This is a genomic window from Humitalea rosea, from assembly GCF_003253705.1.
GTDB lineage: Bacteria > Pseudomonadota > Alphaproteobacteria > Acetobacterales > Acetobacteraceae > Humitalea > Humitalea rosea.
Genome location: NZ_QKYU01000016.1, coordinates 97,329 through 122,978, shown reverse-complemented (window position 1 = coordinate 122,978; position 25,650 = coordinate 97,329). Strand labels below are relative to the sequence as shown.

Sequence of the window (25,650 nt, the reverse complement as noted above, 5' to 3'; positions counted from 1 at the left end):
ACCCGGCAGGGGCCGCGCTTGGCGTGGCGGCGGGGGGCGGGTTAGGCTCAGGCATGATCCTCACCCGCCCGCGATCCTGGCACCTGCCGGGAGTCCTCGCCCTGCCCCTCCGCCCGCGCGCAGCACAGGGCCATTGGTGAGAACATGATGATCGAAGACCGCCCCTATACGGGGCTTTTTGTCCTGGACGCCGGCCAGGGCGTCGCCGGCCCCTGCTGCGGCATGCTGCTGGCGGCCACGGGTGCGGAGGTGGTGAAGCTGGAACCGCCCGAGGGCGACTGGTCCCGCGGCCTCTCGGTCCGCAAGGGGCCGGAAAGCGTGCTCCACGCCGCCTGGAACCGGGGCAAGCAGGGGCTTGTGCTGGACCTCAAGGACCCCGCCGGCCGTGCCGCGGCCCAGGCGCTGGCGGCGCGGGCCGATGTGCTGATCGAGAGTTTTCGCCCCGGCGTCGCCGCCAGGCTGGGGCTGGGGCCGGAGGATACCGGGCCGGATGCGATCTGCCTGTCGATCTCCGGCTTCGGCCAGACCGGGCCCTATGCCGAACGCCCCTGCACCGATGCGGTGGCCCAGGCCTTCGGCGGGCTGGCGGCGCTGAACCAGGGCGCGGATGGCATCCCGCACAAGACCGGCCCCTTCGTGACCGATGTCATGACCGGCTTCGCCGCCTTCGCCGCGGTGCAGACGGCGCTCGCCGCCCGCGCGCAGGACCGCGCGGCGGGGCGCCCGCCCCGGCGGCGGGTGCTGGATCTGTCGCTGCTGGCGGGCACGGCGATGCTGCTGGCCTCCCAGATCGGGGAGGCGGCCTTGCTCGGCCATTCGCCCGGCGTGCCGAATGTGCCGGCAGGCTGCTACCAGGGCTCGGATGGGCTCTGGCTGATGGTGACCTTGGTGCGGGACCCGGATTTCGTGACGCTCTGCCGCGTGCTGGGCCTGCCGCCGCTGGCCGAGGATGCGCGCTTCGCCAATTTTGCCGCGCGATCGACCCATGCGGCGGAATTGGTGCCGATGGTGCGGGACGCCTTCGCCGGCCAGCCACGCGACCACTGGATCGCGGCATTGCAGGCGGCGCGGATGATGACGACCCCGGTCAATTCCCCGGTGGACTGGCTGGCCGATCCGCATGTGGTGGCGGTGGGGGCGGCGCCGGCCTCGGTGCAGGGGGCGCTGGGCGCGGTGCCCTTCCCCGCCGTGCCCGGCCAGCCGCAGCCGCGGGGCGCCGCCCCGCTGCTGGGCGAGCATACCGCCGAGATCCTCAGCCGGCTGGCGCCAGTTCCCGGATAGCGGCGGCGAAGGCCTCCGGCGCCTCCTGCGGGATATTATGGCCGACGCCGGGCAGCACCCGCGCGACCAGGCCGCCGGTGAAGCGCGGATCGCCGGTCGCATCCCGATGCCCGGCGACGCCGTCGCTGGCGCCATGCAGCGAGATGGTGGGCACCGGGATCGGCGGCTGGCGGGCCAGCCGCGCCTCGATCGCCGCCACGGCCGGATCGCCGGGGGCCAGGCCGAAGCGGTGGCGGTAGGAATGCACCACCACCTCGACGTAATCCGGATTGGCGAAGGCCTCCGCCGTCAGCGCGAAGGTCTCGTCGTCGAACTCCCAATCCGGCGACCACAGCCGCCACAGCAGCCGGGCAAAGGCGTCGCGATGCTGCGTGAGGCCGGCGCGGCCGCGTTCGCCATGCAAATAATATTGGTACCAGTAGCGATGCTCGACCTCCGGCGCCGCCGGCATCCCCGAGGCCGCGATGTCCTGGATGTTGTAGCCATCCCCGGTCACCAGCCCCGCCACCCGTTCGGGCCAGAGGGCGGCGACGATGCAGGCCGCGCGCCCACCCCAGTCATAGCCGCCGAGAACCGCGCGCGGGATCGCCAGCGCGTCCATGAAGTCGCGCAGATCCTGGCCAAGCGCCGCCTGCTCGCCGGATCGCGGCGTCGTCTCGGAGCGAAAACGCGTCGGGCCGTAGCCGCGCAGCCAGGGGACCAGCACCCGATACCCGGGCAGCAGCGGCACCACCGCGTCATAGGCATGCACGTCATAGGGAAAGCCGTGCAGCAGGATCACCGGAGGCCCGGCGGGATCGCCGGCCTCCAGATAGGCGACGTCGAGAACCCCCGCCTGGACCCGCATCATCCCCCCGCGATCATCATCCCGTCGATCCGCACCGTCGGGCTGTCAGTCCCGCGACGGAAGCGCAGATCATTGGCCGGCGCCATCCTGGTGAACATGTCCTTGAGGTTGCCGGCGATGGTGAAGCCGCTGACCGCCTCGGCGATCTCGCCGTTGCGGATCATGAAGCCCGCAGCCCCCCGGCTGTAGTCGCCGGTCACCCCGTTCACGCCCATGCCGATCAGCTCGGTCACGTAGATGCCCAAGGTGATGTCGGCCATCAGCGCCTCGGGCGTCATCGCCCCGGGCTCCAGCCACAGGTTGGTGGTGCTGGGCGAGGGCGGCGAGGAGACGCCCCGCGCCGCATGGCCGGTGGTGGTGAGGCCAAGCTGCCGCGCGCTGCGCGCATCCAGCACCCAGGAGGTGAGCACCCCATCCTCGACGAGCGACTGCGCCCGGGCCGGCACGCCCTCGCCGTCGAAGGGGCGGGAGCGCAGGCCCCGCGCCCGCGTCGCGTCATCCCGCACCGTCAGCCCCGCCGCCAGCACCCGCTGGCCCATGCTGTCGCGCAGGAAGGAGGTGCCGCGCGCGACCGAGGCACCGTTGATCGCCGAGGCCAGATGCCCGAGCAGGCTGCCCGCGACGCGGGGCGAAAAGACCACCGGTAGGCTCGCCGTCGCCGGGCGCTGCGGATTCAGCCGCGCCACCGCCTGTTCGGCGGCCAGGCGCCCGAGCGTCGCCGCATCCTCAAGATCGGCGAGGTGGGTGGCGGAGGCGTAGTCGTAATCCCGCTCCATCCCCGTCCCCGTCCCGGCCAGCGCCGTGACCGAGATGGAATGCGAGGCGCGGGTGTATTCGCCCGAAAACCCGTTGGTGGCGGCCAGCGCGATGCGGGTGCGGGACCAGCTCGCGTCCGCGCCCTCGCTGTTGGTCACGCCCTTGACGCCGAGCGCGGTGTCCTCGGCCGCGGCGGCACGGGCGAGCAAGGCGGCGACCTCCGGCTCCTCGGCATCGGCCAGGTCCAGCGCCGGGATGGTGCCGGTGGCGCGCTCGGGCAGGCCGCCATGCGGGTCCTCCGGCACGGCGCCCGCCATGGCGACGGCGCGTTCGGCCAGGGCCGCGAAGCCCGAGGGCGTCGGGTCGGTGGTGGAGACGATGGCGCTGCGGCGGCCGACGAAGACGCGCAGGCCGATGTCCTGCCCCTCGGCCCGCTCGACCTGTTCAACCTTGCCCAGGCGGCGCTGCACGGAGAGCGAGGCGCCGTTCACGAACAGCGCATCCGCCGCATCCGCCCCCGCCGCGCGCGCGGCGCGCAGCAGATGGTCCAGCGTGTCCAGATGCGCACTCATGCCGCGAGGCGCTCGGTGATCTCGGCCAGCCCCGGCACGTTGTTCGCCGGCCCCAGCAGCGCCAGCGTCGGCGCGCCGCGGAAGGAGAAGGCGGCGGCCGCCGCGACCTGCTCCAGCGTCACGGCGGCGATCTTCCGCTTGGTCTCCTCGGCCGGGATGATGCGGCCATGGACCTGAAGCTGGCGGGCCAATTGCTCGCAGCGGCTGCCGGGGGATTCCAGGCTCATCATCACGCTGGCGCGGAGCTGGGCCTTGGCGCGGTTCAACTCGGCCTCGGTCACGTCATGCTGGACGCGCCGCAACTCCTGCAAGGTCACCGGCATCAGCTCCTTGGCCTCTTCCTCCCCGGTGCCGGCATAGACGGCCAGCATCCCGGAATCCCGGAACGGCGAGGCGAAGCAGGAGATGGCATAGACCAGCCCGCGCTTCTCGCGGATTTCCTGGAACAGGCGGGAGGACATGCCGCCGCCGAGGATCGTCGCCAGCAGCATCGAGGGGTAATGCCCCGGCGAGCCCACGGCGGCCCCCGGAAAGCCCAGGACGATATGCACCTGGTCCAGGTCGCGCGCCTCGCGAAACTCGCCGCCGGCATAGGCGCCGGGGGCGGCCTCGGGCGGCGTGGCTTCGGGCAGGTCGGCGAAATGCTGGCCGACGAGATCGACCAGCCGGTCATGGTCCAGCGCGCCGGCGGCGGCCACGACCATGCGCTTGGCGCCGTAGTGGCGGCGCATATAGGCGGTCAGCGTGTCCCGGCTCATATCCTTGATGATGCTGTCGGTGCCGAGCGTCGGGCGGCCCATCGGCTGGTCCGGATAGGCCGTCGCCTGGAAATGGTCGAAGACGATATCATCCGGCGTGTCATTGGCCTGCCCGATCTCCTGCAGGATGACGCCGCGCTCGCGCTCCACCTCCTCCGGCGCGAAGGCCGAATGGGTCAGGATATCGCCGAGGATATCGGCCGCGAGCGGCAGGTCCTCCTTCAGCACCTTGGCGTAATAGGCGGTGTTTTCCCGCGCGGTATAGGCGTTGAGGTGGCCGCCGACATCCTCGATCTCGCGTGCGATCGCGGCGGCGTCGCGCCGCGCGGTGCCCTTGAAGGCCATGTGTTCGAGGAAGTGGGAGACGCCGTTTTCCGACGCCTCCTCATTGCGGGTGCCGGCTGCGACATAGGCGCCGATGGAGACGGTCTCGACCCGCGGCATGTGCTCGGAAACGATGGTCAGCCCGTTCGGCAGGGTGGTGACGCGGACGGCGTCGGACATGGGGCGCGGTATCCTTCAGGCCGCGTTGCGCAGGGCGTGGCCCCGGACGGCGGCTTCGATGGTGGCAAGGTCGGCGGGGAGGACGTCGAAGCGTTCCTGCCTCTGATATAGGTCGCCGAGGCGCGTTGGCAGCGGGGGGCGCAGGCCCGTCGCACGTTCCACCGCATCGGGGAACTTCGCCGGATGCGCGGTCGCGGCCACGATCACCGGAATCCCGAGGTCCTCCGGCGCCAGCAAGGCGGCGGCGGCGGTGCCGGCCGCGGTATGCGGATCGGCGAGATACCCCGCCTCCCGCCACAGCCGGCCGATTTCGGCGAGCGTGCCGGCATCGCTCAGGGAAAAGCCGTGGAACAGCCCGCGCATCTCGGCCCAGGCGGCGGGCGGCACCGGCATGGTTCCGGTCTGGCGGAACGCCTGCATGGCCGCCCCGGTCGCAGCCCCATCGCGGCCCAGGGCGTCATGCAGCACGCGCTCGAAATTGCTGCTGACGGCGATGTCCATGCTGGGGGAGAGCGAGGGCTCCACCGGCCGCATCGACATGTCGTTCTCCGAAAGGAAGCGGGTCAGGATGTCGTTGCGGTTGGAGGCGACGATCAGCCGCTCCACCGGCAGCCCCATCCGCCGCACCGCCCAGGCCGCCAGCACATTGCCGAAATTGCCGGTGGGGACGGAGAAGGCCACCGGGCGGTCCGGCGCGCCGAGGGCGAGCGCCGAGAAGGCGTAATACGGGATCTGCGCCGCGATCCGCGCCCAGTTGATGGAGTTCACCGCCGCCAGCCGCATGTCGGTGCGGAAGGGGGCATCGGCGAACATCGCCTTCACCAGATCCTGGCAGGTGTCGAAATCGCCCTCGACCGCGATGTTGCGGACGTTGGCGGACAGCACCGTGGTCATCTGCCGGCGCTGCACCTCACTGGTGCGGTTCAGCGGATGCAGGATGGTGATGTCGATGGCCGCGCGGTCGCGGCAGGCCTCGATGGCGGCAGAGCCGGTGTCGCCGCTGGTCGCACCCACGATGGTGATGCGCTCGCCACGGCGGGCCAGCACATGGTCGAACAACCGGCCCAGCAGTTGCAGCGCCACATCCTTGAAGGCGAGGGTCGGGCCGTGGAACAGCTCCAGCGCGAAGGTGCGCGGGCCGATCTGCGACATCGGCACCGTCGCCGGATGGCCGAAGCCGCCATAGGCCTCCGCGCACATGCGGCGCAGGTCAGCGGGTGCCACCGCATCGCCGACGAAGAGCTGCACCAGCCGCGCCGCCAGCTCCGGATAGGGCAGGCCGCGCAGCGCGCGCCATTCGGCGGGCGAGAGGCTGGGCCAGGTTTCGGGGACGAACAGCCCGCCGTCTTCGGCGAGCCCGGCGAGGAGCACGCCCTCGAAGTCGCGCGGGGCGGCCTGGCCGCGTGTGGAGATGTAGCGCATGGGCCGCATTCCTAGGGGGTGGCGGGCCGTGTTGCAAAGCGCGGCGCGGCGTTTGCAACCCTGCGTCCCATGCGTATCGGCATCATCGGCACCGGCGTCGCGGGCAGCCTGCTTGCGGAGAGCCTTCTCGGAACCCCCGGCGTCACCGTGGCGGCCTTCGAGCGGGCGCAGATCGGCGAGCAGGCGGAGGCCGGCACCGGGCTGAACCTCGGCCCCAATGCCGCCAAGGCCCTGCGCCTGCATCTGCCCGAGCGCCATGCCGCGCTGCGGGCGGCGAGCCTGGACTGGCGGCGCTGGCAGGTGGCGCTGACCGACGGCACCCCGCTGCTGGACCTGGACCTGCTGGAACTCGCGGAGGAGCCAGGCCTCCGCATCCGCTGGTCAGAACTGTATCGTCTGCTGCGTGCGCCAGTGGCCGGCTGCACACAGCATGGGCATGCGCTGGAGGCGATCGAGGAGGATGCCGTGGGCCGGCTGGTGCCGGTCTTCCGCGTCCGGCATGCGCTGCTGCGCTATGGCGGCTTCGACCTGCTGGTCGGCGCCGATGGGCGATACTCCCAGACACGGGCGCTGACGGCAGGGGAGCCGGAGGCGAGCCTGCTCGGCGTCTGCGTCTGGCGGCTGCTGGTGACGGCGGCCGAGGACTGCCCCTTCGACGATTATACCCAATGGTTCCAGGGCAATGCCCGGCTGCTGGCGTTCCGGGTGCCGGGCGGGGCGGTGTATATCGCCGGGACCTTCCCGCTTGGCGCGGATGGCGAGATGCCCGAGGCGGCGCGCAGCCGCGACTTCCAGCGCGCCCTGTTCACCCCGGAGGGGGCGGAGCCCTGCCCCGCCGTCGCCTGGATGCTGGCCGCGATCGAACGGCAGTTCGAGGAGATCCACTGGGCGCGCTCCGCCACCATCCCGCTGCTGCGTTCGGCGGCGGCGGGGCGGGTGCTGCTGCTCGGCGATGCGGCCCAGGCGATGGTGCCGACACTCGGCCAGGGGGCGACCCAGGCGGTGGAGGATGGCGTCATCGCCGGCGCGGTGCTGGCCGCGGGCGGCAATGTGGCGGCGGCGCGGGATGCGCGGGTGAATTTTGTGCGGCAGTTCTCGGAGGAGGCCTCCGACACGCTGCACCCCGGCACCGATCCCGTGGCGGGGACGCGGGCCAAGGACGGGCCGGCGTTCCGGGCGAAGCTGCGGCGGCTCTATACCGACGTGCCGGCGCCCTCACCCCGGCCGATCGAGGAATAGTCGAGCCCCTGCTCGCGCATCGCCACCGGGTCCCAGACGTTGCGCAGATCGACGATGACGCGGCCAGCCATGGCCGCCTTCAGCTTCTCGGGCGGGATCGCGCGGAACTCGTTCCATTCGGTGATGAGCACCAGCGCATCGGCATCCCGCACCGCATCCATCGCGCTGTCGGCGAACTGCACCGCGGCGGGCAGCATCTGGCGGGCATGGGCGGGCTGCGGGTCATAGGCGCGCAGGGTCGCGCCGGCCGCGACCAAAGCGGGCAGGATCACCAGCGAGGGCGCATCGCGCATGTCATCCGTCTCGGGCTTGAAGGTCAGCCCCAGCACCGCGATCGTCTTGCCCGCCACGCTGCCGCCGCAGGCGGCGATGACGCGCTCGGCCATCTGCGCCTTACGCGCGTCATTGGCGGCGATGGTCTGCTCGACGAGGGTCGCGGGCACCCCCATCTCCTGCGCCGTGCGGGCGAGGGCCAGCGTGTCCTTGGGGAAGCACGAGCCGCCATAGCCCGGCCCCGCATGCAGGAACTTGCGGCCGATGCGGCCATCCAGCCCCATGCCGCGCGCCACGTCATGGACGTTGGCGCCGGTCTTCTCGCAAAGGTCGGCCATCTGGTTGATGAAGGTGATCTTGACCGCGAGGAAGGCGTTGGAGGCGTATTTGATCAGCTCCGCCGTCTCGATCGAGGTCGCCAACACCGGCGTCTCGATCAGATAGAGCGGGCGATACAGCCGCTTCAGCACCGCCAGCGCCCGGTCGGAATCCACGCCCACCACGACCCGGTCGGGGCGCATGAAATCACCGATCGCATTGCCCTCGCGCAGGAATTCGGGGTTCGAGGCGACCTCGATCGCAAGGTCCGGCCGCGCGGCGCGGACGATCGCCTTCACCTGCCGGCCCGTGCCGACCGGCACGGTGGATTTGGTGATCAGCACCAGCGGCTTGTCGGCGGCCAAGGCAACCTGCTCGGCGGCGGCGAAGACATAGGTGAGGTCGGCATGGCCATCGCCGCGCCGGGTCGGGGTGCCGACGGCCAGGAACACCGCATCCGCCCCGCGCACCGCCGCCTTGAGGTCGGTGGTGAAGCTGAGCCGCCCGTCGCGGGCGTTCTCCTCGACCAGGCGCTCCAGCCCAGGCTCGTAGATCGGCATGCGGCCCGCGCGCAACGCCTCGATCTTGGAAGCATCGGTATCGACGATATGCACATCCGTGCCGAATTCGGCAAAGCACGCGCCGGACACGAGGCCGACATACCCGGCCCCAATCATGGCAACTTTCATGGATGATCCTTGATCGCCGAAATCATTACAGAGAGTTTTGCCCTGCTCGGCCTTGCCCAACACCGCCGAGCCTTACTCTGGCCCGGTGCGGGCGGGACCGGCTAGTCCCGCATCCAATATTCACACGGTGAGCGCCACCTTTGCCGCCCGGCGGACCCGCGCGAGCGGCAAAGTGACCAGAAGGATTAACCCCTCGGCCGTCCATTCGCGCGATACCCTCCCCCCGAGCTGGGAGGCGAGGGTCGCCTCCAATACCCGCGTCCCGAATCCCGCCCGTTCGGGCTTGCCGGCGATGGCAGGCCCGTCCGCCTCGGCCCAGCGCAGGCGCAGCAGCCCCGCCGCCTCATCCACCACCCAGCTCAGGCTGACCCTGCCCTGCGGGGTGGAGAGCGCGCCGTACTTGAGCGCGTTGGTCGTCATCTCATGCAGCGCCATCGACAGCGGCTGCACCGCCCAATGCGGAACTTCGAGCGACGGCCCCTCGATCGCGACCTGCGTCAGCGAGGCGCCGACCAGGGTGCTCACCTCGCCCTCGGCCAGGGATCGCAGATCGGCGCCGAGGCCGCCGCTCTCCGCCAGCATCGCCTGGGCCCGCGACAAGGCACAGATCCGCCCGCGCAGCAGGCGCTCGAACTCCGGGACCGTATCGGCCTTGGTCATCCGCACGGCCGAGAGCACCAGTTGCAAGGCGTTCCGCGCGCGATGGGCCACCTCGCGCGCGACAAGGTCGCGGCGCTCCTCGCCCAGGCGGCGGCTGGTGATGTCCACATTCACTCCGACCATCCGGTCCCCGACCCCGTCCCGCCCGCGGATGATGCGGCCGCGCGACAGCAGCCAGCGCAGTTCCGGCCCCCCCTCATCCTGCTCCAGCGCCGGGCGCAGGATGCGGAACTCGGCCTCGAACTCCCCGATTTCCCTCGCCCGCGCCTCGGCCTGGCGGATCAGCGCGCGGTCCTCGGGATGCACCATCGCGTAGAACAGCCCCTCCCCGAGACAGCCGTCGCTGGAGGGATGCAGGCCGTAGAGCCAGAACTGCTCGTTGGACCAGTGCCGCCGGCGGGTTGCCAGATCCAGCTCCCAGGTGCCGACCATGGCGGCCTCCTGCGCCAGGCGCAGCCGTGCCTCGCTTTCCGCCAGCGCCTCGCTCCGCGTCGTCAGCTCGGCGGTCCGGCTGGTGACACGGGCCTCCAATGCGGCATTCGCCCCGGCCAGCGCCCGTTTGCGCCGCCAGACGAGCGTGGTCATCGCGACCAGCATCCCCCAGGCGGGGATGGCGATGGCCGATTGCCCGGCGACGATCTGCCACCATTCCGACATGACCGCCGCATCCGGGCGCCCCGCCAGCACATAGGCGGGCCACCCCTCCACCCGCCGCAGCGCCAGAAACCGCGGCACGCCATCGATGGGCGAGACGACCCGGATGAGGCAGTGCTCCTGACCCCGCGCCATGGCCTGGACGATGGGATCGTCGGGCGCCATGCGCGGTATGGCCTCGCTGGCGCTGCTGCCGGAGCGCGCGAGGATCTCCCCATCCTCGCGGATCAGCGCGGTGGCGTCCCCGGCCCCGGGCGGCAGGCGCCCAAGTGCCGCCCCGGCCGAGTCCAGGAAGGCGGCAACCATGATGATCCCGTCGTAGCTTCCTCGCGGCAGGCCATTGGCCGCGCCATGCCGCCGCCGGCTGACCGCGAAATAGGCCCGCCCCCCCATCAGCCCGACATGGACGCGGCTGAGGTAGATCCTGGGCGCCCCTGGGACGCGCAGCGCCGCGACATAGTCGCGCTCGTCGAAGCCCTCCTGCTGCGACACCGGCAGCACGCCCCCGCCGACGAGCAGGGCGGCGTTCCGGTCGAAGGCGAAGATGTTCAGCGGCACCTGGCCAAGCTGCGCCTCGCCCGCAATCCGCCGGAAGGCGGTCTGGAGGTGGTCCGCCCGCGCCCGGATCTCGGCATCGGCCAAGCCTTCCAGCAGGTCATTGGCGCGTTCGAGGCGCAGCGCGTGGCCATCCAGCACCCGGCGGGCATATTCGGCCCCCGCATCGGCCGCGCGTTCCATGGTGTTGGCCGCCGCCGCCCAGCTTTGCTGCCACGAGGTCCAGGCCGACAGGGCGAGCAACAGCAAAGGCAAGGTCGTGACCATGACCAGCAGCGCGATCAATGCGCGATCTGCGGTGCGGGCGGCCATCGTGTCCGGCTGTGGGGTGGTCATGTGGGGTTCGCCGGGGTCTCCAGCCTCGTCTTTACAGGACTCGCCGGGGATTAAGACACGAATTTGTGAAGAACCCGCTCACACGAGATAACGAGCCGTTAGATGCGCGGTGAAATCCGCGGGATCGAGCGGCTTGCCGGTCGCCGTCCGCAGCAGGTCCTGGAAGCCCAGCCGCGCGCCCTGCCCATGCACATTCTGCCGCAGCCAGGCCAGCAGCGGCTCGAGGTCGCATTCCGCAAGCTGCGCATCGAGCCCCGGCAGGGCGCGGCGAGCCGCGGCCATCAGCTGCGCCGCCGCCATGGCGCCCAGGGTGTAGGACGGGAAATAGCCGAAGGCGCCATCATGCCAATGGATGTCCTGCAGGCAGCCCATGGTGTCGTTCGGCGGCATCATCCCGAGCAGGCCGAGGAAGCCCTCGTTCCAGGCGCCCGGCAGATCCGCGACCGAGAGGTTCCCCGCGATCAGCGCCCGCTCCAGCCGGAAGCGCAGGATGATATGGGCGGGGTAGGTCATCTCATCCGCATCGACCCGGATGAAGCCGCGGCGCACGCGGCGGAACAGCCGGGCGAGGTTCTCCGGCGCGAAGGCGCGCGGATCGCCGCCGAAGGCCGTCTGCAAGCGCGGCCCGAGGAAGCCCAGGAAGGCATCGGTGCGCGCCGCCTGCATCTCGATGATCAGCGACTGGGATTCATGCGCGGCCATGCCGGCCGATTCCCCGACCGGCTGGCGCGCCTGGGCGGTGGGCAGGCCGCGTTCGTAGAGCGCGTGCCCCGTCTCATGCAGCACGCCCAGCAGCGCCTGGGCGAAGCCCGTCTCCTCATACCGCGTGGTGATGCGGACATCGGTCGGCGTGCCGCCGCTGAAGGGGTGCAGGCTCTCGTCCAGCCGGGCATGGGTGTAGTCGAGGCCGATCCGGGCCGACATCTCCCGGCACAGCACCCGCTGGGCCGCGATGGCGAAGGGCGGCGCGGGCTCGATCGGCGCGGGGCGGGTCGCCTGCAACGCCTCGGCGCGGGGCAGCGCCTCGGCGAGGAAGACCTCGTAGGCGGCGAAGATCGGCTCCACATCCGCGGCGGTGACGCCGCGCTGGAACCCGTCCATCAGCGCGTCATAGGGGCTGAGCCCGGTCGCGGCGGAGAGCGCCTGCGCGGTCTGGCGCTGGAGCGAGACGACCTCGGTCAGATAGGGCTGCACCACGGCGAAATCGGCGGTGCGGCGGGCCTCGCGCCAAGCCTTCTCGCAGGCGCTGTTGGCGCGGGTGCTGGCCTCGACGAGCGAGGTCGGCAAGGCGGTCGCGCGGCCATGGGCGCGGCGCATGAGGTCGAGGTTGGCCGCATCCCAATCGCCCGTCGCCTCGGCTTCGGCGAGGTCGTCGCCGACCTCCGGCGCGATCAGCATCTCGTGGCCGATGCCGGAGAGCACCGCGAGCTGGTCGCCGCGCGCCGCCCCGCCGCCCTCGGGCATCATGGCGCTGGCATCCCAGCTCAACATGGCCTGGCATTCGCCGATGGTGGCGATGCGGGCGAAGCGGTCACGCAGGCGGGCATAGGCGGCAGAGGGCATCGCGGGGTGTCCGGTCAGGGGGCGGGGCGGCGGCGCAGCGCCACAGCAGCAAGCACGCCGAGCAAGGCGACCGCCAGCCCCCACCAGGTGATGACATAGCCAAGATGGTTGTTGGCCGGCCGCGGCAGGCTATGCGCGGGATCGGGAAGCCGGCCGGTGGCGGGGCCGATGGCGACCAAAGCGAAGGGCGCGACATCCGGCAGGCCCAGGGCCGCGCCGATCGCCGGCGGATCGAAGGTGTAGAAGCGCCGGCCGGCGGTATCGTCCCGCGGCGCGAAGATCCCCGGCCGGTCACCCGGATGGATGAAGCCGGTCACGGCAACGACGCCTTGCGGGTGGTCGATGGTGGCCGTGCCGCGCTCCATCGGCACCCAGCCGCGATCGACCAGCAGAGTCGGCAGGCCCGGGCGCTCCAGCGGGACCAGAAGCTCGGCGCCGAGGACCGTGCCGCGCACCTCCAGCCCGAGCAGGGCTTCGAGGTCGTGGCGGAACACCCCCTCGACCAGGACCTTGGTGAAGGCGGGGGGGGTGGGGCCAAGCGGCACCGCCGGCCCGGCCTCCGAGGCGGTGATGGCCGCGATCATCGCGGTCTTCCACTCCAGCCGCTGCACCTGCCACCAGCCGAGGCCAAGCAGGATCGCCAGTGCCGGCAGCGCCGCCGCGAGGACCAGCAGCAGGGGGCGGCGGGAGCGCATCAGGCGCGGCGGTGGTGGAAGCTCTGGTAGATCAGCGCGGATTTGGCGATCCGCATCACCGCGAGCGAGGTCGGCAGGACCAGCAGCGGCCAGATCACGGCATGGACCCAGAGCGGGGGCTCCAGCCGGAACTCGACCAGGAAGGCGCCGATCATGGCCAGCGCGCCGACGACGAAGATGGCCGCCACCGCCGGCCCGTCGCCCGCATCATAGGCCGAAAGATCGAGCCCGCAGTCGCGGCAGGTGGGGCGTATGTCGAGCAGCCCGGAAAACAGCGGGCCGGTCCCACAATTGGGGCACCGGCCACGCAAAACCACTCCCAGGCCCGGCTGGGGCGTGGTTGGCATCAGTGGACGGCGATTTCGCCCGCTCCCCACCAGTAGATGCAGATGAAGAGGAACAGCCAGACCACGTCCACGAAGTGCCAGTACCAAGCCGCGGCCTCGAAGCCGAAGTGACGGGCGGGGGAGAACTGGCCGGCGCGGGCGCGGAACCAGCACACCGCGAGGAAGATCGTGCCGATGATCACGTGGAAGCCGTGAAAGCCGGTGGCGAGGAAGAAGGTCGAGGGGTAGATGCCGCCGCCGGAGAAGGCGAAGGGCGCCTCGGTGTATTCCCAGGCCTGGAAGCCGCTGAAGGACACGCCGAGGACCACCGTCAGCCCCAGGGCCAGCAGCATGTCCTTGCGGTTGTTCTGCAGCAGCGCCTCATGCGCCCAGGTCACCGTGCAGCCCGAGAGCAGCAGGATCATGGTGTTGAGGAACGGCAGGCCGAACGGGTCGAAGGTGAGGATGCCCTTGGGCGGCCAGATCGCCGTCTCGGCCCCCGACACATGGTTCGGATAGAGCGCGAAGTGGAAATAGGCCCAGAAGAAGGCCACGAAGAACATCACCTCGGAGGCGATGAACAGCACCATGCCATAGCGCAGGCCGATGCGGACGATCGGGGTATGCAGCCCGGGCGTGCGGCTTTCGCGCACCACGTCGCGCCACCAGAAGAACATGCAGGAGAGCACGCCGGCGAGGCCGAGCAGGAACGGCCAGTGCATGCCGTAATGGGCGTTGAGCACGATGCCGAACAACATCGTCCCCGCCGAGAAGGCCGCGATCAGCGGCCAGGGCGAGGGATCGACAAGATGATAGGGGTGCTTGTGCGGCGGGGCCGCTTCTTCGACGGTCGCCATGGTCGTGCTGCTTGCCATCGCCTCTGCTCTTCCGCCTGTGCTCTTCGTGCGTTGGGGATACGATGGGGCGCATCACCTTCCGCGCCCATCAATCGACGAAACGGCCGTGCGGATCAAGCCTCGGCCGTTGGGTTCTTGCATTGCAGCAAGGCGGGGCTTCAGCGCGTCAACGTCTCCCGCCGGCCGACATGCGGCCCAGCGCTGGCCAGGGTCCCGGCACGCTCTGCATCCGCCAGGGTGCGGTAGAAGGTGTAGGACAGGGTGATGGTGCGGATGTCGCGGGTATTGGGGTCATCGGCGATCTTCGGATCGATCCAGAAGGACACCGGCATATCCACCTTCTGGCCCGCCGCGAGGGTCTGCGAGTCAAAGCAGAAGCACGCGGTTTTGTGGAAGTAGCGCCCGACCACCTCGGGCGTGACGTTGTAGACGGCCACACCCTCGACCGGCGTGCCGGCGCGGTTGTGGGCGGTGTAGAAGGCCAAGCCTTCCTCGCCCAGCTGCAGCCGCACCTGGCGCTGTTCGGGCGCGAAATCCCAGGGCAGGCCTGGGTTGGTATTGGCATCGAAGCGCACCGTCATGGTGGTGCCATTGGCCACACCCGGGGAGGCGGCGGAGTTGATCACCGGCGTCCCGTTGAAGCCCGTGACCTGGCAGAACACCCGGTAGAGCGGCACCGCGGCAAAGGAGACGCCGATCATGCCGAAGACCGCGGCGAAGGCGATGGCGCCGGTCCGGCGGTTGCGGCGGGTCAGATCGGGGTTGGGGCCGGGGGGCATCAGCTCCTCCCCATCCTCGCCACGCTGACCATGAAGAAGATCACGACCAGGGCGATCAGCACGCCAAGGATGGCGTAGTTGCGGGCGCGGCGACGGCGGTAGAAGGCGGTCTTCTGCTCCGCGGTCATTTCCGCGATTTCATACAACGGGGGGGCCATCAGCCGAATATCCAGTGATCCATGGCGATGGCGGCAAAGATCCCCGCCAGGTGGATGAGGGAAACGCGGAACGCCCAGCGCGCCGGGGCGTCCTTGGTCAGGCTACGCCCTTCGGCGTCCTGCGCGTCGGAAAAAACCTTCCAGCAGGCATGCAGGAACCAGGCGCCGAGCCCGGCCGCGACCACCGCATAGGCAGGCCCGGCAAAGCCGAGCGCCCAGGGCGCCAGCCCGACGGGAAAGAGCACCGCCGCATAGATCAGGATCTGGCGCCGGGTTTCCTTCTGCCCCGCGACCACCGGCAGCATCGGCACGCCGGCGCGCTCGTAATCGGCATGGGCCCAGAGCGAGAGCGACCAGAAATGCGGCGGCGTCCAGAGGAAGATGATGAGGAACAGCACGATCGGCGGCAGCGCGGTGCCGCCGGTGACGGCGGCCCAGCCGATGATCGGCGGGAAGGCGCCGGCGGCGCCGCCGATGACGATGTTCTGCGGCGTCCGCCGCTTCAGCCACATCGTATAGACGAAGACGTAGAAGCCGATCGATCCCGCCAGCATCGAGGCCGCGACCCAGTTGGTCGCGAGCCCCATCAGCGTGACGGAGAAGACCGAGAGGGTGACGCCGAAGCCGAGCGCCCCATTGGGCGCGATCCGCCCCATCGGCACCGGGCGCTGCGCGGTGCGGCGCATCACCGCGTCGATATCGCGGTCGAACCACATGTTGATGGCGCCCGCCGCACCCGAGGCGATGGCGATGCAGAGGATGGCGACGAGGCTCAGCACCCAATGCTGATGCCCCGGCGCGATGGCCATGCCAACGGCGCCGGTGAAGACCACCAGCATCATCACGCGCGGCTTCAGCAGCGCGACCCAGTCGCTCACCTCCGACAGGTCGGAGGAAACGTCGAAGGGGGCCAGGGCCCCCTTCGTTGTCAGGGATGCGTCGCTCATCAGATCACCGAATGTGCGGGAGTTCTTCGAAGGTGTGGAACGGCGGCGGGGAGGAAACCTGCCATTCCAGGGTCGTGGCGCCCTCACCCCAGGGGTTGGCAACCACGTTCACCGGGCTCTTGAAGGTCCGGTACACGACATAGAAGAACAGGAGGAACGAGGCGACCGAGATGAAGGAGCCGATCGAGACCACCATGTTCCACCCGGCCAAGGCATCCGGGTAGTCGGGATAGCGGCGCGGCATACCCTGGTTGCCCAGGAAGTGCATCGGGAAGAAGGTCAGGTTGACGCCGACAAAGGTCAGCCAGAAATGCACCTTGCCCCAGAACTCCGGGTACTGGTGGCCGCTCATCTTGCCGATCCAGTAGTAGAACCCGCAGTAGATGGTGAAGACGGCGCCAAGGCTGAGCACGTAGTGGAAGTGCGCCACCACATAATAGGTGTTGTGCAGCACCTGGGTGATGCCGGCATTGGCCAGCACGACGCCGGTGACGCCGCCGACCGTGAACAGGAAGACGAAGCCAATGGCGAAGAGCATCGGCGTCTTCAGATCCATGGAGCCGCCCCACATGGTGGCGATCCAGGAGAAGATCTTGATGCCCGTCGGCACCGCGATGACCATCGTCGCGGCCATGAAGTAGGCGCGGGTATCGACGTCGATCCCGCTCTGGAACATGTGGTGCGCCCAGACGATGAAGCCGACCACGCCGATCGCGACCATGGCGTAGGCCATGCCGAGATAGCCGAAGATGGGCTTCTTGCAGAAGGTCGAGATCACATGGCTGACAATGCCGAAGCCGGGCAGGATCATGATGTAGACTTCGGGATGGCCGAAGAACCAGAACAGATGCTGGAACAGCACCGGATCGCCGCCGCCGGCCGGGTCGAAGAAGGCGGTGCCGAAGTTGCGGTCGGTGATCAGCATGGTGATCGCGCCACCCAGCACCGGCACGGCCAGCAGCAGCAGGAAGGCGGTGACCAGCATCGACCACACGAACAGCGGCATCTTGTGGAAGGTCATGCCCGGGGCGCGCATGTTGAAGATGGTCGTGATGAAGTTCGCGGCACCAAGGATCGACGAGGCGCCGGCCAGGTGCAGCGAGAACAGCGCCATGTCCATGGCGGGCCCGGTTTGATAGGTGTCATCCGACAGCGGCGGGTAGATCGTCCAGCCCGCGCCGGCACCGCCGCCCACGAAGAGCGAGGCGGTCAGCAGCATGAAGGCCGGCACCAGCAGCCAGAATGAAATATTGTTCAGCCGCGGGAAGGCCATGTCCGGCGCGCCGATCATGATCGGCACGAACCAGTTGCCGAAGCCACCGATCAGCGCCGGCATGATGACGAAGAACACCATGATCAGCCCGTGGGCCGAGACATAGGCGTTCCACATCTGCCCGTCGGAGAAGAACTGCAGCCCCGGCTGCATCAGCTCCAGCCGCATGATCAGCGACAGGCCGACACCGACCAGCGCCGCGACCAGCGAGAAGATGATGTAGAGGGTGCCGATGTCCTTGTGGTTGGTCGAGAACAACCAACGCGACACGAACCCGGGGGCGTGGTCGTCATGATGGTCGGGAGCGTGAGCCGCGGTCGCCATGTCCATCCGTCCTTACTTACGTCTGTCGAATATCCGCCCGGACGGAGCCGGGCGGGTTGAGAAGGATCAACGCGCCGCCGAGGCGACGGCGACCGGTGCGGGCTCGGGGTAGCCCGGCGCCTGCCCCTGGGCAAAGCGGGCCTGCGCCTGCGCCACCCAGGCGTCGAATTCGGGCTTGGGCACCGCGCGGACCATGATCGGCATGAACCAATGGTTGGTCCCGCAGATCTGGTTGCACTGGCCGTAGAAGGTGCCGGCGCGATCGACCTGGAACCAGGTCTCCAGCGCGCGCCCCGGGATCGCGTAGCGCTGCACGCCGAGCGAGGGGATGAAGAAGGAGTGGATCACATCATGCCCGGTCGTGATCACCCGCACCGTGGCGCCGACCGGCACCACCAGGGGGTTGTCCACGGTCAGGTTCCGCAACTGGCCGGGTTGCAGGTCGGCATCGGCGACCGCGTAGGAATCGAAGGAGAAATTGCCCTGATCCGGGTAGGCATAGTGCCAGTACCACTGCCGGCCCTGCACGTTGATCGTGAAGTCGGCGTCGCGCGCACGGTCTTCATAATAGATCAGGCGGAAGGAGGGGATGGCGATCACGATCAGGATCAGCACCGGCACCACGGTCCAGGCCACTTCCAGCAGCGAATGATGGCTGGTGCGGGAGGGGACGGGGTTCTTCGCGGCGCTGTAGCGATAGACGACCCAGAGCAGCAGCCCTGCGACGAAGACCGTGATGACGACGATGATCCAGAAGACCAACTCGTTGAAATCATGGATGGTGCGCTTGAGGACGCCACCGGCCTGCTGCAGGCCCATGCCCCAGGGAACCGGTGCGCCGGTCATCTCGCCATCCGCCGCCAGGGCGGGCCCCGCCGCCAGCAGCAGCGTCGCCAGCAACATGCCGGCCGTCCTGCCCCATGCGCGCATCATGCCTGAAAACCGCATTCGCCGATCCTGCCCCCGCATCGGGCCGCACAACGCGCCCCACGCTGTAAAAGTCACCCGGTGGCTAAGCTCCGAGAAGCCGCCTCACTGCCGGACCTATAGTCTTTGCCTGCCGCACCGCACAAGCCGCCGAGGCGTATCAGGCGGTGCCAGATGACGCCCGGTTCAGGCCGCCGCGGCCTGCACCCGTGCGGGCTCACTGCCGTTCCGGATCTGGACCAGGGTGAACAACCCCGCCGGCGGGGCGGATTCGAGGGATTCGATCCGCGCCTCCGTCGGGTCCAGCAGGTCGCGCAGGTTGAAATCGGGATGCCAGCCGAGGGTGCGCGACAGCGGCGCCATCGCGCGCTCCACCCACCAGCGCGGCCCGGCCTCGGCCGCGAAATGGTTCACGAACAGCAGCCGCCCGCCGGGCCGCACCACCCGCTGCATCTCGGCGAACAGGCGCCTGGCATCCGGCACGACGCTGGCGGTGAACATCGCCACCGCGATGTCGAAGCTGGCGTCGGGGAAGGCCATCGCCTCCGCATCCATCTCCAGCAGCGCATCGACATGGGTCAGCCCCTCGGCCGCCACACGCTCGCGCGCCTTGTCCAGCATCTCCCGCGACAGGTCGATGCCGGTGACCCGCTTCACCCGGTCGTAACGCGGCAGGGCGAGGCCGGTGCCGACGCCGACCTCCAGCACCGCCAGGCCAGGCAGGCGATTGACGGCGGCGACGGCGCGCTTGCGGCCAAAGGCGGAAATGCCGCCGAAGACAGTATCGTAGACATTGGCCCAACGTCGGTAAGCGTCGCGAACCGAATCGGCATCGAGGGCCGCCCGAGGGTGCGGGTGGGCGGGGGAGCCTTGCGGCGCAGTGGCGGACATGCCGAGTCCTCTGGTTTGTCTTGGATGAACAGCAACCGGGTCGGTAAAGCAAGCCCCGATCGCGTTTCGTTCCTTTTCGTTCATTGTTATGTCCTGCGGCGCGGCAAGGCGACCAGCACCGCTCCCAGTGCCATGATCACCGCGCCGGCCAGGGTCCAAAGGCTCGGCCATTGCCCGAAGACCAGCGCGCCGGAGATCGAAGCCCAGATCAACTGGGTGTAATGCAACGGCCCGAGCAGGCTGGCCGGCGCCCGCGTATAGGCCAGCACCAGCAGGAAATGCCCGATCCCGCCGAGCAGCCCCAGGCCCAGGAAGGCGCCCCAGACCCATCCCGGCACCGGCACCCAGACGAAGGGAACGATCACCGCCGTCATGCAGAGCGCGGCGAAGGAGGTATGGAGCACCGTGGTCCGCGCGTTGTCGATCGTCGCGAGCTTGCGGGTCAGGATCTGGTAGACCGAGAAGATGAGCGCCGTGAACAGCGGCAGCACCGTGGCCCAGTGCGGTGCGGATTCCCCCGTCAGGATCGGCGGCCGCAGCGCCACCAGCACCCCGGCGAAGCCGACCGCGACCCCGACCCAGCGCAGCCACCCCACCCGCTCATGCAGGAAGATGGCCGCCATCGCGACGGTGAGGGCCGGCGCCGCGAAGCCGACGGCCGTCGCATCCGCCAGCGGGATGTAGAACAGCGCCGTGGAGAAGATGAAATTCGCCCCGAACAGGCACAGGCTGCGGATGGTCTGCAGTTTTGGCGCCCGGGTGCGCCAGGGCAGGCTGCCGGTCGCGACCCGGATGGCGATCGCCACCACGATCAGATGGAACAGGAACCGGCCGAACATGATCTGCGGCACCGGCATCACGCCGGTCAGGTATTTGATGACGGTGTCCATCGCGACGAAGAAGGCGAGCGCCGTCAACTGCAGCAGCACCCCTTGCAGCGGCGTACTCATGCCGCGGCTCCGATTCCACCCATCCGCGCCGTCACCTCCCGCCTTGCCGCGCCGCAGCATGCCACCATGGGGAGGCGGGGGGGAGGGTCGGCCGGTCGATTTGCCCCGCAGGCGTTTTGGAGGCGATTTTGGCGGGGTTGCGATCCCGGAGCCGGCGGAGTACCCCCGCCCCGACATGGATGGCACCCAGACGGACGCCTCGATCACCGGATCAGGCCCCAGGAATGCCTCGGCCGCGCTGCATGGCGGGCCGTTGGCGCTGTATCGCGCCCGCGTCGCGGCGGGGGATCTGGCCGCCGACCCCGCCCAGGAACTGGCCGCCGAAACCCTGCAGGACCTGTGGCGCCGGCTGCGCGGCTACGATCCGAGGCCCGAGGCCCCCGAGGCGACCGGCTGGCTCACCCGCGTCTTCCGCCGCAAGCCGGTGGATGAGGCCCCCGGCGACGCCCCCCAGGGCCTTTACCTGGTCGGCGAGGTCGGGCGGGGAAAGTCCATGCTCATGGACCTGTTCTTCGAGACCGCCGAGGTCAGCCGCAAGCGCCGCATCCACTTCCACCAGTTCATGCAGGACGCGCACAAGCGCATCCATGCCTGGAAACAGGCCAATCCGGGCGATGCCGACCCGATCCCGCCGCTCGCCGACAGCATCATGGCCGAGGCCGCGCTGCTCTGTTTCGACGAATTCCAGGTCCATGACATCGTCGATGCGATGATCCTCGGCCGGCTGTTCGAGGCGCTGTTCGCCCGTGGCTGCGTCGTGGTCGCGACCTCCAACACCGCGCCGGGCGACCTGTTCAAGGGCAAGCCGGGGCGGGATGCCTTCCTGCCCTTCATCGCCCTGATCAAGCAGCGGGTGGCGGTGCTGTACCTGCAATCGGCGCGGGATTTCCGCCGCGACCGCATCCGCGGCCTGCCGACCTGGCATGTGCCGGCCGATGGCCGGGCCGAGCGGGCGCTGGATTCGGCCTTCCTGGAGCTGACCGGCCAGCCGAATGGCAAGCCGCTGGTGCTGGAGGTGCTGGGCCGTCACCTCGAACTGCCCGAGGAATCGGGCGGGGTCGCCCGCGCCAGCTTCGACGACCTTTGCGGCCGCCCGCTCGGCCCGGCCGATTTCCTGGCGCTGGCGACACATGTGCACACGCTGATCCTGGACAACGTGCCCCGGCTGGGACCAGACAGTGCCGATCGTGCCCGGCGATTCATCACTTTGGTGGACGCGCTCTACGAACACCGCTGCAAGATCGTGGCGAGCGCCGCCGCCGCGCCCGATTCGCTGTACGAGCGGGGGGAGAATGCCTCGATGTTCGAACGCACCGCCTCGCGCCTGAATGAAATGCAGAGCCAGGATTGGCTGGCCCTGCCCCACCTCACCTGACCCCATCCGAACCCCAAGGAGGCTCCATGCGCCTGCTGACCCTGCTCATGCTGTCGCTGCTCGCGATCGCCCCCATCGCCACGGCCGAGGCCGCCGCCGACCGCCGCGCCCAGGCGAGTTCCAGCCGCGCCGAGGCCGCCACCCGCGCGACCCCCGCCACCCGCCGTGCCGCGGCGAACACCCCCCGCCGCCAGGCCGCGACCACCACCCGCCGCGCCGCGAGCAGCACGGCCCGCCGCCGCACCGCCAGCGCCACGCATCGCCGCGGCGGCTCCCGCGCCGCCGCCACCGCCCGCCGCACCAGCGCCAATGAGGCCTGCCAGAGCCGCGACCGCCGCGGCCGCTGCATCGGCCAGCGCAGCGCCTCCTGGCAGGGTGGCCTGCCGGTCGCCTCCAACACCCAGTCCGACTGTCCGGCCGGCACCATGGCGACCCTGGCCCGCGGCCACACCGACGTGACCCGCTGCATGCCGCTCTGACCCGACGGCGGGGCCTCCCGGCCCCGCCCTGCCGCCCCCCTGAACTTACCGCATGCCTTGCTCCGGGCGGGCCTGCGCGCTAGGGAGGCGGCGCTGTTCACAATGCCCTGAGCATCCGCGAAAGATCCCCCCCCATGGCTCGCAAGAAGATCGCGCTCATCGGCGCTGGCAACATCGGCGGCACGCTCGCCCATCTGATCGGGCTCAAGGAGCTCGGGGACGTCGTCATGTTCGACGTGTTCGGTGGCGTGGCCGCCGGCAAGGCGCTCGACATCATGCAGTCCAGCCCGGTGGATGGCTTCGACAGCCACATGACGGGCGGCTCTGACTACAGCGCCATCGCGGGCTCCGACGTCGTCATCATCACCGCCGGCTTCCCCCGCATGCCGGGCATGAGCCGTGACGACCTGGTGGCCAAGAACGCCGGCGTCATCGCGACGGTGGCCGAGGGCGTGAAGACCCACTGCCCCGATGCCTTCGTCATCGTCATCACCAACCCGCTGGATGCCATGGTCCTGGTCTTCCAGGAGAAGTCGGGCCTGCCGCCGGAGAAGGTGGTCGGCATGGCCGGCGTGCTGGACAGCAGCCGCTTCCGCCTCTTCCTGGCCCAGGAATTCGGCGTTTCGGTCGAAGACGTCACCGCCTTCGTCCTCGGCGGCCATGGCGACACCATGGTGCCGCTGGTCCGCTACTCCACCGTCGCCGGCATCCCGGTGCCCGATCTGATCAAGATGGGCTGGAGCACGCAGGAGAAGATCGACGCGATCTGCACCCGTACCGCCAATGGCGGCGGCGAGATCGTGAAGCTGCTGGAGCGCGGCAGCGCCTTCTACGCCCCGGCCGCCAGCGCCATCGCGATGGCCGAGAGCTTCCTCAAGGACAAGAAGCGCGTGCTGCCCTGCGCCGCCTATCTGTCCGGGCAGTATGGCATCGACGGCCTCTATGTCGGGGTGCCGGTCGTGATCGGCGCCGGCGGCGTGGAGCGGGTGGTGGAAATCGCCCTGAACGCCGAGGAGCAGGCCGCGTTCGACAAATCCTGCGCCGCGGTCAAGGAACTGATCGAAGCCAGCCGCAAGCTGGTTGGCTGAACGACACCAAGGGCGGCTTCGGCCGCCCTTTCTCATTGAGGGGGGTCCCCGCGCATGAACATTCATGAATACCAGGGCAAGGAACTGCTGAAGCGCTACGGCGTGACGGTCCTTGACGGCTACGTCGCCTTCACCCCCGAGGAAGCCGAGGCCGCGGCCAAGAAGCTGCCCGGCCCCGTCTATGTGGTCAAAAGCCAGATCCACGCCGGTGGCCGTGGCGCCGGCCGCTTCACCAACGACCCGGACGGCAAGGGCGGCGTCCGCGTCGTCAAGTCGATCGAGGCCGTCAAGGAAGCCGCGACCGCCATGCTCGGCAATGTGCTGGTCACCAAGCAGACCGGCCCCGAGGGCAAGCAGGTCAACCGCCTCTACATCGAGGCCGGCTGCGACATCGCCCGCGAGCTGTACATCTCCCTGCTGATCGACCGCGAGACCTCGCGCATCACCATCATGGCCTCGACCGAGGGCGGCATGGAGATCGAGGAGGTCGCCGAGCACCAGCCCGAGAAGATCCTGCGCACCGCGATCGACCCGGCGGCCGGCTTCTCCGATTTCCACGCCCGCAAGCTCGCCTTCGGCCTCGGCCTCAAGGGCAAGCAGGTGGCCGCCTTCACCAAGTTCGTGGCGGCCTTCTACAAGGCCTTCGTCGATCTGGATTGCGCCATCGTCGAGGTGAACCCGCTGGTGGTGACCGGCGCCGGCGAGATCGTGGCGCTGGATGCCAAGGTCTCCTTCGATGACAGCGCGCTGTTCCGCCACAAGGACATCGAGGCGCTGCGCGACGACAGCGAGATGGACCCCAAGGAACTCGACGCGGTCAAGAACGACCTGAACTATGTGGCGCTCGATGGCGAGATCGGCTGCATGGTGAACGGCGCGGGCCTGGCCATGGCGACCATGGACATCATCAAGCTCTACGGGTCTTCCCCGGCGAACTTCCTCGACGTCGGCGGCACCGCCACGGCGGCGCGGGTGACCGAGGCGTTCCGGATCATCACCTCCGACGTCAACGTCAAGGCGATCCTGGTCAACATCTTCGGCGGCATCGCCAAATGCGACATGATCGCGACCGGCGTCGTCGAGGCCACCAAGACCCTGGGGCTGAAGGTGCCCCTGGTCGTGCGGCTTGAAGGCACGAACGTCGATCTGGGCAAGAAGATCCTGGCCGAGAGCGGCCTTGCGATCATCCCCGCGGACAACCTCGCGGACGCGGCCCAGAAGGTCGTCGCCGCCGTGAAGAAGGTGGCCTGAGCCATGGCGATCCTCGTCAACGAACAGACCCGCGTGATGACCCAGGGTTTTACGGGCGCCCAGGGCACCTTCCATGCCGAGCAGGGGATTGCCTATGGCAGCACCTATGTCGGCGGCGTGACGCCGGGCAAGGGCGGCACCCCCCATATCGGCCTGCCGGTGTTCGACACCGTGGCCGAATGCGCGGCCGTGACCGGGGCCAATGCCTCGGTCATCTACGTGCCGCCGCCCTATGCGGCCGATGCCATCCTTGAGGCGATCGACGCGGAAATGCCGCTGATCATCTGCATCACCGAAGGCATCCCGGTGCTGGACATGGTGCGCGTGAAGCGGGCGCTGTCCGGCTCCAAATCCCGCCTGATCGGGCCGAACTGCCCGGGCGTGATCACGCCGGATGCCTGCAAGATCGGCATCATGCCGGGCCATATCCATCGTCGCGGCAAGGTCGGGATCGTCTCCCGTTCGGGCACGCTGACCTATGAGGCGGTGGCGCAGACCACGGCGGCCGGCCTCGGCCAGTCCACCTGCGTCGGCATCGGCGGCGACCCGGTCAAGGGCACCGACTTCATCGAAGTGCTGGAGCTGTTCCTGGCCGACCCGGAGACCGAGGCGCTGATCATGATCGGCGAGATCGGCGGGCAGTCGGAAATCAACGCGGCAGCCTATCTGAAGGAGGCCAATTTCGGCCCCGGCAAGCGCAACCTGCCGGTCGTCGGCTTCATCGCCGGCGTCACCGCCCCCCCGGGGCGGCGCATGGGCCATGCCGGCGCCGTGATTTCCGGCGGCAAGGACACCGCCGAGGCCAAGATGGACGCCATGAAAGCGGCTGGAATCCATGTCGCCGACAGCCCGGCGGCCCTGGGTTCGACCATGGTCAAGGCCCTCAAGGGCTGAGGCCCGCCA

The 25,650-nt window shown here is 69.5% G+C and carries 24 protein-coding genes; 7 read left to right on the top strand and 17 right to left on the bottom strand.

Translation table 11 applies throughout. The annotated features are described in order from the left end of the window. The first annotated feature begins 144 nt into the window (after nt 1-144). Nucleotides 145-1,281: a CaiB/BaiF CoA transferase family protein gene (locus C8P66_RS14835; protein WP_111399056.1), complete on the top strand. Its 1,137-nt coding sequence runs from the start codon at nt 145-147 to the stop codon at nt 1,279-1,281. Here the strand turns inward: C8P66_RS14835 and C8P66_RS14830 are convergent. The 4 genes from C8P66_RS14830 to thrC are packed head-to-tail and all read right to left on the bottom strand — an operon-like array spanning nt 1,253 to nt 6,140. After that, entirely contained in the window at nt 1,253-2,131 is an 879-nt protein-coding gene (locus C8P66_RS14830; RefSeq protein ID WP_111399055.1) for an alpha/beta fold hydrolase, read from the bottom strand. The genes C8P66_RS14835 and C8P66_RS14830 overlap by 29 nt on opposite strands. Next, complete coding sequence (locus C8P66_RS14825; RefSeq protein ID WP_111399054.1) at nt 2,128-3,456, bottom strand: TldD/PmbA family protein; 1,329 nt, start codon at nt 3,454-3,456, stop codon at nt 2,128-2,130. The genes C8P66_RS14830 and C8P66_RS14825 overlap by 4 nt, the downstream gene beginning before the upstream one ends. After that, on the bottom strand, nt 3,453-4,718 hold the full coding sequence (locus tag C8P66_RS14820) for a M16 family metallopeptidase (protein ID WP_111399053.1): 1,266 nt from the start codon (nt 4,716-4,718) through the stop codon (nt 3,453-3,455). Before C8P66_RS14820 ends, C8P66_RS14825 begins: the two co-directional genes overlap by 4 nt. 15 nt (nt 4,719-4,733) lie before the next feature. Then, nucleotides 4,734-6,140: a threonine synthase gene (gene thrC, locus C8P66_RS14815; RefSeq protein WP_111399073.1), complete on the bottom strand. Its 1,407-nt coding sequence runs from the start codon at nt 6,138-6,140 to the stop codon at nt 4,734-4,736. Between the two features lie 69 nt (nt 6,141-6,209). Between thrC and C8P66_RS14810 the strand changes: the two genes are divergently transcribed. Further along, complete coding sequence (locus C8P66_RS14810) at nt 6,210-7,379, top strand: FAD-dependent monooxygenase (protein WP_111399052.1); 1,170 nt, start codon at nt 6,210-6,212, stop codon at nt 7,377-7,379. On the opposite strand, the gene C8P66_RS14805 is transcribed toward C8P66_RS14810, so the two are convergent. The 13 genes from C8P66_RS14805 to C8P66_RS14750 all read right to left on the bottom strand — a co-directional run bounded on the left by C8P66_RS14805 (nt 7,334) and on the right by C8P66_RS14750 (nt 20,554). After that, on the bottom strand, nt 7,334-8,659 hold the full coding sequence (locus C8P66_RS14805) for a UDP-glucose dehydrogenase family protein (protein ID WP_111399051.1): 1,326 nt from the start codon (nt 8,657-8,659) through the stop codon (nt 7,334-7,336). The two genes, C8P66_RS14810 and C8P66_RS14805, sit on opposite strands and share 46 nt — an antisense overlap. A 120-nt stretch (nt 8,660-8,779) precedes the next feature. Beyond that, a complete protein-coding gene (locus C8P66_RS14800; protein ID WP_146422878.1) occupies nt 8,780-10,864 on the bottom strand; it encodes an HWE histidine kinase domain-containing protein in 2,085 nt (694 codons plus the stop codon). Between the two features lie 78 nt (nt 10,865-10,942). Then, nucleotides 10,943-12,427 (bottom strand): carboxypeptidase M32, encoded by a 1,485-nt coding sequence (locus tag C8P66_RS14795; protein ID WP_111399049.1) that lies wholly within the window; start codon nt 12,425-12,427, stop codon nt 10,943-10,945. A gap of 14 nt (nt 12,428-12,441) precedes the next feature. Beyond that, entirely contained in the window at nt 12,442-13,122 is a 681-nt protein-coding gene (locus C8P66_RS14790; protein ID WP_111399048.1) for an SURF1 family protein, read from the bottom strand. After that, complete coding sequence (locus C8P66_RS14785) at nt 13,122-13,439, bottom strand: DUF983 domain-containing protein (RefSeq protein ID WP_111399047.1); 318 nt, start codon at nt 13,437-13,439, stop codon at nt 13,122-13,124. Before C8P66_RS14785 ends, C8P66_RS14790 begins: the two co-directional genes overlap by 1 nt. Nucleotides 13,440-13,468: 29 nt before the next feature. Then, on the bottom strand, nt 13,469-14,323 hold the full coding sequence (locus tag C8P66_RS14780; RefSeq protein ID WP_111399046.1) for a cytochrome c oxidase subunit 3: 855 nt from the start codon (nt 14,321-14,323) through the stop codon (nt 13,469-13,471). A gap of 140 nt (nt 14,324-14,463) precedes the next feature. Continuing rightward, nucleotides 14,464-15,084, bottom strand: coding sequence for a cytochrome c oxidase assembly protein (locus tag C8P66_RS14775; RefSeq protein WP_111399045.1), 621 nt, complete (start codon nt 15,082-15,084; stop codon nt 14,464-14,466). Continuing rightward, the gene (locus tag C8P66_RS23890) at nt 15,084-15,242 is read right to left on the bottom strand and encodes a hypothetical protein (RefSeq protein ID WP_158537258.1); all 159 of its coding nucleotides are present in this window, start codon (nt 15,240-15,242) and stop codon (nt 15,084-15,086) included. The genes C8P66_RS14775 and C8P66_RS23890 overlap by 1 nt, the downstream gene beginning before the upstream one ends. Beyond that, nucleotides 15,242-16,189, bottom strand: coding sequence for a heme o synthase (locus C8P66_RS14770; protein WP_111399044.1), 948 nt, complete (start codon nt 16,187-16,189; stop codon nt 15,242-15,244). The genes C8P66_RS23890 and C8P66_RS14770 overlap by 1 nt, the downstream gene beginning before the upstream one ends. Nucleotides 16,190-16,193: 4 nt before the next feature. Then, a complete protein-coding gene (gene ctaD / locus C8P66_RS14765; protein ID WP_111399072.1) occupies nt 16,194-17,786 on the bottom strand; it encodes a cytochrome c oxidase subunit I in 1,593 nt (530 codons plus the stop codon). Nucleotides 17,787-17,852: 66 nt separating this feature from the next. Continuing rightward, nucleotides 17,853-18,689: a cytochrome c oxidase subunit II gene (coxB, locus tag C8P66_RS14760; protein WP_245903555.1), complete on the bottom strand. Its 837-nt coding sequence runs from the start codon at nt 18,687-18,689 to the stop codon at nt 17,853-17,855. Between the two features lie 210 nt (nt 18,690-18,899). Then, the gene (locus C8P66_RS14755) at nt 18,900-19,604 is read right to left on the bottom strand and encodes a class I SAM-dependent methyltransferase (protein WP_111399042.1); all 705 of its coding nucleotides are present in this window, start codon (nt 19,602-19,604) and stop codon (nt 18,900-18,902) included. Between the two features lie 86 nt (nt 19,605-19,690). Next, the gene (locus tag C8P66_RS14750; protein WP_111399071.1) at nt 19,691-20,554 is read right to left on the bottom strand and encodes a DMT family transporter; all 864 of its coding nucleotides are present in this window, start codon (nt 20,552-20,554) and stop codon (nt 19,691-19,693) included. 175 nt (nt 20,555-20,729) lie between these two features. Between C8P66_RS14750 and zapE the strand changes: the two genes are divergently transcribed. The 5 genes from zapE to sucD all read left to right on the top strand — a co-directional run bounded on the left by zapE (nt 20,730) and on the right by sucD (nt 25,641). After that, nucleotides 20,730-21,929, top strand: a complete 1,200-nt coding sequence (gene zapE / locus C8P66_RS14745) for a cell division protein ZapE (RefSeq protein WP_111399041.1) — start codon at nt 20,730-20,732, stop codon at nt 21,927-21,929. Between the two features lie 26 nt (nt 21,930-21,955). Beyond that, nucleotides 21,956-22,408 (top strand): hypothetical protein, encoded by a 453-nt coding sequence (locus C8P66_RS23885; protein WP_111399040.1) that lies wholly within the window; start codon nt 21,956-21,958, stop codon nt 22,406-22,408. Between the two features lie 134 nt (nt 22,409-22,542). Beyond that, nucleotides 22,543-23,496, top strand: a complete 954-nt coding sequence (gene mdh / locus C8P66_RS14735) for a malate dehydrogenase (protein WP_111399039.1) — start codon at nt 22,543-22,545, stop codon at nt 23,494-23,496. Nucleotides 23,497-23,550: 54 nt separating this feature from the next. Beyond that, the gene (gene sucC, locus C8P66_RS14730; protein WP_111399038.1) at nt 23,551-24,747 is read left to right on the top strand and encodes an ADP-forming succinate--CoA ligase subunit beta; all 1,197 of its coding nucleotides are present in this window, start codon (nt 23,551-23,553) and stop codon (nt 24,745-24,747) included. A gap of 3 nt (nt 24,748-24,750) precedes the next feature. Beyond that, nucleotides 24,751-25,641 (top strand): succinate--CoA ligase subunit alpha, encoded by an 891-nt coding sequence (gene sucD / locus C8P66_RS14725; protein WP_111399037.1) that lies wholly within the window; start codon nt 24,751-24,753, stop codon nt 25,639-25,641. Nucleotides 25,642-25,650 lie beyond the last annotated feature (9 nt).

Coding starts and splice junctions, on each gene's coding strand:
- C8P66_RS14835 (WP_111399056.1), top strand. CDS start 145: ATGATGATCGAAGACCGCCCCTATACGGGGCTTTTTGTCCTGGACGCC.
- C8P66_RS14830 (WP_111399055.1), bottom strand. CDS start 2,131: ATGATGCGGGTCCAGGCGGGGGTTCTCGACGTCGCCTATCTGGAGGCC.
- C8P66_RS14825 (WP_111399054.1), bottom strand. CDS start 3,456: ATGAGTGCGCATCTGGACACGCTGGACCATCTGCTGCGCGCCGCGCGC.
- C8P66_RS14820 (WP_111399053.1), bottom strand. CDS start 4,718: ATGTCCGACGCCGTCCGCGTCACCACCCTGCCGAACGGGCTGACCATC.
- thrC (WP_111399073.1), bottom strand. CDS start 6,140: ATGCGCTACATCTCCACACGCGGCCAGGCCGCCCCGCGCGACTTCGAG.
- C8P66_RS14810 (WP_111399052.1), top strand. CDS start 6,210: ATGCGTATCGGCATCATCGGCACCGGCGTCGCGGGCAGCCTGCTTGCG.
- C8P66_RS14805 (WP_111399051.1), bottom strand. CDS start 8,659: ATGAAAGTTGCCATGATTGGGGCCGGGTATGTCGGCCTCGTGTCCGGC.
- C8P66_RS14800 (WP_146422878.1), bottom strand. CDS start 10,864: ATGACCACCCCACAGCCGGACACGATGGCCGCCCGCACCGCAGATCGC.
- C8P66_RS14795 (WP_111399049.1), bottom strand. CDS start 12,427: ATGCCCTCTGCCGCCTATGCCCGCCTGCGTGACCGCTTCGCCCGCATC.
- C8P66_RS14790 (WP_111399048.1), bottom strand. CDS start 13,122: ATGCGCTCCCGCCGCCCCCTGCTGCTGGTCCTCGCGGCGGCGCTGCCG.
- C8P66_RS14780 (WP_111399046.1), bottom strand. CDS start 14,323: ATGGCAAGCAGCACGACCATGGCGACCGTCGAAGAAGCGGCCCCGCCG.
- C8P66_RS14775 (WP_111399045.1), bottom strand. CDS start 15,084: ATGCCCCCCGGCCCCAACCCCGATCTGACCCGCCGCAACCGCCGGACC.
- C8P66_RS23890 (WP_158537258.1), bottom strand. CDS start 15,242: ATGGCCCCCCCGTTGTATGAAATCGCGGAAATGACCGCGGAGCAGAAG.
- C8P66_RS14770 (WP_111399044.1), bottom strand. CDS start 16,189: ATGAGCGACGCATCCCTGACAACGAAGGGGGCCCTGGCCCCCTTCGAC.
- ctaD (WP_111399072.1), bottom strand. CDS start 17,786: ATGGCGACCGCGGCTCACGCTCCCGACCATCATGACGACCACGCCCCC.
- coxB (WP_245903555.1), bottom strand. CDS start 18,689: ATGTTGCTGGCGACGCTGCTGCTGGCGGCGGGGCCCGCCCTGGCGGCG.
- C8P66_RS14755 (WP_111399042.1), bottom strand. CDS start 19,604: ATGTCCGCCACTGCGCCGCAAGGCTCCCCCGCCCACCCGCACCCTCGG.
- C8P66_RS14750 (WP_111399071.1), bottom strand. CDS start 20,554: ATGAGTACGCCGCTGCAAGGGGTGCTGCTGCAGTTGACGGCGCTCGCC.
- zapE (WP_111399041.1), top strand. CDS start 20,730: ATGGATGGCACCCAGACGGACGCCTCGATCACCGGATCAGGCCCCAGG.
- C8P66_RS23885 (WP_111399040.1), top strand. CDS start 21,956: ATGCGCCTGCTGACCCTGCTCATGCTGTCGCTGCTCGCGATCGCCCCC.
- mdh (WP_111399039.1), top strand. CDS start 22,543: ATGGCTCGCAAGAAGATCGCGCTCATCGGCGCTGGCAACATCGGCGGC.
- sucC (WP_111399038.1), top strand. CDS start 23,551: ATGAACATTCATGAATACCAGGGCAAGGAACTGCTGAAGCGCTACGGC.
- sucD (WP_111399037.1), top strand. CDS start 24,751: ATGGCGATCCTCGTCAACGAACAGACCCGCGTGATGACCCAGGGTTTT.